The organism is Lutibacter sp. (assembly GCF_040883305.1).
In the GTDB taxonomy this organism is placed as follows: Bacteria; Bacteroidota; Bacteroidia; order Flavobacteriales; family Flavobacteriaceae; genus Lutibacter.
In genome coordinates this window covers 1-6,639 of sequence record NZ_JBFLKT010000083.1, presented here as the reverse complement: position 1 = coordinate 6,639, position 6,639 = coordinate 1, and the positions used below count along the sequence as shown (strand labels likewise).

Sequence of the window (6,639 nt, the reverse complement as noted above, 5' to 3'; positions counted from 1 at the left end):
TTCGATTTAAAGACCAGAAGTTTAGCAGCTATGTTGTTTTTAGTGCAACGTGGTTTGGCGGCAGGAATCACCATTTTTGCACCCGCAATTATTTTATCGGCAGTGTTGGGATGGGATTTAACTACACTTAACATTATAATTGGTGTTTTGGTAATTATTTATACGGTAACAGGCGGAACTAAAGCAGTAAGTGTTACTCAAAAACAGCAAATGGCAGTAATTTTTGCTGGAATGTTTGTGGCTTTTTATTTAATTGTAAGTTATTTACCTGTAGATATCTCATTTTCAAAAGCCTTAAAAATTGCTGGAGCAAGCGGAAAAATGGAAGTGTTAGATTTCTCTTTTAATTTAGACAACAGATATACTTTTTGGAGTGGAATTATTGGAGGGACATTTTTAGCACTGTCTTATTTTGGAACAGATCAAAGTCAGGTGCAGCGCTATTTGTCTGGAAAATCTATGAAAGAAATGCAATTGGGACTTATTTTTAACGGTTTGTTAAAAGTGCCAATGCAGTTTTTTATTTTATTGGTTGGGGTTATGGTATTTGTGTTTTATCAGTTTAATGCTTCACCTTTAAATTTTAATCCTGCAGCCACAGAAATTGTAAAAAATTCTGAATATGCAGAAGAATATCTTGCATTAGAGAGTAAACATCGAGATATTGAAATGTTAAAATCTGAAACTAATTTAAGTTATGGTAAAGATTTAACGAATAAAGTTTTATTAAATAAAATTCAAGAGCTAAATACGCGCGAAATTAAAAATAGGGAACGCGCAAAAGAACTTATTAAAAAAGCAGATGCCAGTGCAGAAACAAACGATAAGGATTATGTTTTTATTCATTTTATATTAAATAATTTACCGCGTGGATTAATAGGTTTATTGTTGGCAGTTATTTTATCTGCTGCAATGTCTAGTACTGCTTCAGAATTAAATGCTTTGGCAAGCACCACTGCAATGGATTTGTACAAGCGTAATGTTAAGGGCGAAAAAACAGATAGGCATTTTGTAAACGCTTCAAAATGGTTCACACTAGCTTGGGGAATTATGGCGATTTTAGTGGCCTGTTTTGCCAGTTTGTTTGATAATTTAATTCAATTGGTAAATATTATTGGTTCTATATTTTATGGAAATGTTTTAGGTATATTTTTATTGGCATTTTTTATAAAATTTGTAAAAGGAAATGCCGTTTTTGTTGCTGCTATTATTACACAAGCAATTGTAATTGTAGGATGGTGGCAAGATTGGATGCCTTATTTGTGGCTTAATTTATTTGGCTGTGCATTGGTCATGTCAATAGCAATTTTATTACAAGTTTTTTCTAAAAACACGAATTTACAAACAACTAGCTAATTTTATAAGATTAATTTACCTGTTCTCCGTTATTAATAGAAGTTTTAGAAGTTTTTAAAAGAACAATTTCCCCATTGTTATTAGCAACACCTAAAACTAAACATTCACTTAAAAAATTGGCAATTTGTTTCTTTTTAAAATTAACAATTGCTATAATTTGTTTATGTAACAGATCCTTTTTTGTGTATAAATCTGTAATTTGTGCACTCGACTTTTTAATTCTCAAGTTGCCAAAATCTATGGTGAGTTGGTACGCAGGTTTATGTGCTTTTGGAAAATCAGTTACTTCTATTATTGTCCCTATTCTAATGTCAACTTTGCTAAAATCATCAAAATTAATTTCAGGTTTCATAAAATAATTAATTATTGTGCTTGTTTTCGTCTATTCTTCAATAACAATAAATTCTGTTCTTCTGTTTAATTGGTGTTCTTTTTCAGTACATTTTACACCGTTAGAACATCTGTTTACAAGTTCTGTTTCACCATAACCTTTACCATAAATTCTTGCAGAATCTATTCCTTTAGAAATTATATATGAAATTGTAGATGAAGCTCTTCTGTTTGATAATTCTAAATTGTAACTATCTGGAGCTCTGCTGTCTGTATGCGATTTGGTTTCAATTTTTATAGTTGGATAATTTTGTAAAATAGCAACAACTTTATCGAGTTCTATAGCAGCTTGTGGCGTAATTTCAGCCTTATTTAAATCAAAATTTATTGGATTGATTTTTACCATCTTTTTATTTCTTACAATTTCAAATTCTTCTTGTGAATTTAAATAAACTGTTTTTGAGGTAATTTCCTCATAATTTTGTGTTGCATTAATAATAAAACTATATGGCTGATAACCTGGTGCATTCACAAATAAATCAAAATTAAATGTGCAACCCAATTCTAAATTGAAATTTCCATTTTCATCTGCCAAAACCTCCTTTATTTTGGTGTTATTGGTAAAAACTGTAATGTTTGCAGAAGCAATAGGTAAATTTGTTTCTTTATCTAAAATTAATCCATTTACAATTTGCAAGCAGGCATTAGGAACTAATTTTATGATTTTTTCAATTTTAAAGTTATTTATGTTGTCTGTAGAAAATGTTATTTCGGCATTTGAATAATTTGATTTTTCAACTAATAATTTATAAGACGCGTTACATTCTAAATCAAATTTAAATTCAAGTGTTTTTAGGTTGATTGTCTCTTTTAAAACATCGTTTTCAAATAACGAAATTTGCAAATTGTTTAGCTCGTTTCCTGTACTTTCATCTGCAATTACACCAGTAAATAATTGTTTGCAAACAATCGGAATTAAAAAGATTTTTTTGATATGACTATAATCGTTTCTTGAATCTGTTCTAATTTGTAATTCAGCAGTTTCAAAACCATCTTTTTCGGCAATAATTTTATAATTTTCGTTGCAATCTACTTTAAAATTGTAATTTTTATTGTTTTCAATTAGTTGTGAATCAATCAATTGTTGGTTCTTAAATAACTTAACAGTGGTACTGCTTAAAGGTTCGTTTGTTTGTTTATTTAAAATGATTCCAGTAATTAGTTGGTTACATTCAATAGGTGTAAGTTCAATATTATTGGTGAATTGTAAATCTGCTTGTTTGTCAGTATTTATTGTAATTTCTGAATCTAAAAAACCATCTTTTTGAGCAATAATTGTATATGTATTTTCGCATTTTAAATTAAAATTAAATGCTGAATTACGGTCTGTTTTTACAGTTTTAATAGTTGTTCCATTAATTGTAAGTTTTAGAGTTGTATTTACCAATAATTCACCAGTTTTTGTATTTGTAACCACACCTGAAACCACTTGATTGCATGGAAGCGGAACAAGAGCAATTTTTTGGCTTAAATTGTGATCGTTTTTTGAATCTGTTCTAATTGGTAATTCAGCAGTTTCGAAACCATTTTTTTCGACAATAATTTTATAATTTTCGTTGCAATCAACTTTAAAAATGTAATTCTTATTGTTTTCAATTAGTTGTGAATCAGTTAATTGATTGTTTTTAAATAACTTAACGGTTGTATTATTTAAAGGTTCATTTGTTTGTTTATTTAAAATGGTCCCAGTAATTAGTTGGTTACATTCAATAGGAGTTAAATCAATATTATTAGTAAATTTTAAATCTGCTTGTTTGTTTGTATTTAATGTAATTTCTGAATCTAAAAAACCTTCTTTTTGAGCAATAATTGTATATGTATTTTCACATTTTAAATTAAAACTAAATGCTGAATTACTGTCTGTATTTATAGTTTTAAAAGTTGTACCATTAACTGTAAGTTTTAAGGTTGAATTTAACAACGGTTCATTAGTTTTTAAATTTGTGACCACACCAGAAACAATTTGATTGCAAGGAAGTGGAACAAGCGCTATCTTTTGATTGAAATTGTGATCGTTCTTTGAATTTGTTTTAATTGGTAATTCAGCAGTTACAAAACCATCTTTTTCGGCAATAATTTTATAATTTTCGTTACACTCAATATTAAAACTAAAGTCATTGTTATTTTCAATTAGTTGTGAATCAATTAATTGTTTGTTTTTGTATAGCTTAACGGTAGTAAAACTTAACGGTTCGTTTGTTTGTTTATTTAAAATGGTTCCAGTAATTAGTTGGTTGCATTCAATAGGTGATAACTCAATATTTTCTATGAGTTTTAAATCTAGTTGCTTGTTGGTATTAAGTTTAATTTCGGCATCTAAAAAACCTTTTTTTTCAGCGATAATTTTATAAACCGATTCGCATTCCAGTTCAATTCTAAAATTAGACCTGCTTCTTAATATTTCTGAAGTCACTAATTTATCATTTTTATAAATCTTCAACGCTGTATTTATTAAAGTTTCTCCTGTAAGTTTATTCGAAACTTCACCCGAAACAACTTGAATACAAGGAAGTGGCTTTAAAGCAATGTCTGTTGTAAGTTCTTCATCATAATTTGCATTTGTTTTAATCTTAATTTCAGAAGGGAAGAAGCCATCTTTATCTGCAATAATTTTGTATTCGTTATTACAAGCTAGTTCAAAATTATAGAGCGCGTCATTACGTGTAGTTTTTGTTGATATAATTTCACCATTTTGGAAAAGTTTTAATGTAATATTTTCTAGTAACTCGTTTGTTCGCGCATTTGTTACAATTCCATTTAATTGCTGCACACAAGGAACTGCAATTAGTTCAATATTTTTAACAATTTCTGCATCTAATGTTTCATCTGTGTCAAAAGTAATTTCGTTTGAAATAAAATGTTCTTTTTGAGCCGTAACTTTATAAGCTTCGTTACATTTTAATTTAAATTTATAGCTCCCGTCTTTAGCTGTAATTAAAGAATCAACAGCTTTATCATTAGTGTAAATTGTGAGGCTTGCATTTGCAATAGGTTTATTTATAGTGTTGTTAAGAAGGATTCCCGTAACTAACTGGATGCATTCGATTTCAATATCAATTAATTTAAAACCATATATATCAACATCACCTTTGCCTTTTTTTCTATTTGAAATAAAAAAACCAGAATCATTATTTGGGTGCATAACATAACCGAAGTCATCGGATATTGAATTTATTGGAGCGGGTAAGTTTTCAACTTTGGTATATTTTCCATTTATAAATTCACTTTTAAAAATATCTAAATTCCCTTTGCCTTTATGTCCGTAAGAAGCAAAATAAAGGGTGTTATTATTAGCAACAGACGGATATAAATCATCCTTAAAAGTATTAATGTTATCTCCTAAGTTTTTAGGAGAACTCAAACTTCCGTTTTCTAAAATATTTGAAACGTAAATATCATAATTACCATATCCACCAGGCATATTCGAAGTGAAAAACAATTTTGTACCATCTTTATTTATGAATGGATTTCTTATGGAATAGGTTTCACTATTAAATGAAACAGGCAATATATTAGTGATGTTAAAGTCAGCATCAATATCGGCCTTAAAAAGATTTATAGGTTTTTCGGGTAATTTGGAATCTTTAGGTTGATTATCATAATTACTATCCCTACAAAAATAAATGGTTTTTCTATCTGGACTTAGAGCTAAGTCAGTTTCATTAAATGTAGCAAAAACATCGCTCGAAAGCCTATTAGTTTGTAAAATGTCGCTAGAATCTGTAAGTTTTCCAAAATAAAATTCTAAAAAAAGATTTCGGTTTTTCGCCCTTCTATTTGAGGAAAAAGCTTTATCGTTTTCTATTTTTTTTGAGGAAGCAAAAAATACTGTTTCGGAATCTAAAAAATTTATACCGAGCTCAGCATATCTAGAATTAACCTCAGAATTGAAAATTTTATATTCTTTTTGTTGTCCAAAGAGTGTAGTTGTAATTAGAAAGATAAATAATTGTGTAAACTTTTTCATTGTAAAATTTAAATCTATTTTTTTGAAATTTTCTCAAATACCCAAGCCGGACCAATTAATAAAAATTGTAAATCTTTAAAAAATGAAGGTTTTTTACCTTCTAATTTATGACCATAAAATTGCCCAATCCAAGCCACTACAAAAATAACCAAAGAAGCATAAAACAGGGGAATAAGATTGGATAAATAATAATTACCCACCAAACAGGTTAAAGAAAATAATAGCATTTTTAAAAAGGTTGAAAACGAGAGTTTTATATAAAAGAATAGTAATATAAATAAAATTACTGTAGCCCAGTTTTCGAGAATTGGATTGTTCATTTTTATGAGGTTCTCGATTCCTTTTGATGGAATACTCATAAATAAACCTACAATGCTAAAAAATATTAAAGGCACGCAGATATAATGTATTAATTGGTTAGTTTTATTTTGATGACTTATGGCATATTCATCAAACCATTGTTTTTGTGTTTTCATATATGTAATAATACTTTGTGATGAGCGCTTATTTTGGGCTATTTTTAATTCTATTTTATAATAAGATTTTTAACAAGCACCTTTCATAAATAATTGGTGTTAACAAACGTTAACATTATTTAACTATTTTTTCTGTTAAATAATACTTTTTTAAAGCAACTTTGTTTTTATATAATGTGTTAAAGATATAAAAATAATACTGTTATAAAACATACATTAAAAACGAACCTATATGATTCATTATTGTAATAAAAGGCAATTTCTTTTACCACTTTTTTTGATATTTTTTTTAATTAAAACTTCTTTTGCTCAAAGTGTTAAAGGAATTGTGTTAGATGAAGATAAGCTGCCATTAGAATTTGTCTCAGTTGCTTTATTGCAACCTTCAGATTCGTTATTAGTAAAATACACATCGACTGGAGAGGATGGAAAATTTGATATTTCTGGTTT

At 28.2% G+C, this 6,639-nt stretch carries 4 protein-coding genes; 1 reads left to right on the top strand and 3 read right to left on the bottom strand.

The genetic code is table 11. The annotated features are described in order from the left end of the window. A partial coding sequence (locus AB1Z17_RS02595) for a sodium:solute symporter (RefSeq protein ID WP_368050230.1) occupies positions 1 to 1,356 on the top strand: 1,356 nt, incomplete at its 5' end. 10 nt (positions 1,357 to 1,366) lie between these two features. Here AB1Z17_RS02595 and AB1Z17_RS02590 read toward each other — a convergent pair. Genes AB1Z17_RS02590 through AB1Z17_RS02580 form a run of 3 tightly spaced genes read right to left on the bottom strand, consistent with a single transcriptional unit; the run spans position 1,367 to position 6,189 of the window. Continuing rightward, on the bottom strand, positions 1,367 to 1,708 hold the full coding sequence (locus AB1Z17_RS02590) for a tRNA-binding protein (RefSeq protein WP_368050229.1): 342 nt from the start codon (positions 1,706 to 1,708) through the stop codon (positions 1,367 to 1,369). Positions 1,709 to 1,738: 30 nt separating this feature from the next. Next, positions 1,739 to 5,713 carry an OmpA family protein gene (locus AB1Z17_RS02585; protein ID WP_368050228.1) on the bottom strand — a complete coding sequence of 1,325 codons (3,975 nt, stop codon included), beginning with the start codon at positions 5,711 to 5,713 and terminating at the stop codon, positions 1,739 to 1,741. Positions 5,714 to 5,727: 14 nt separating this feature from the next. Beyond that, positions 5,728 to 6,189, bottom strand: coding sequence for a DUF962 domain-containing protein (locus AB1Z17_RS02580; RefSeq protein WP_368050227.1), 462 nt, complete (start codon positions 6,187 to 6,189; stop codon positions 5,728 to 5,730). Positions 6,190 to 6,639: the final 450 nt, after the last annotated feature.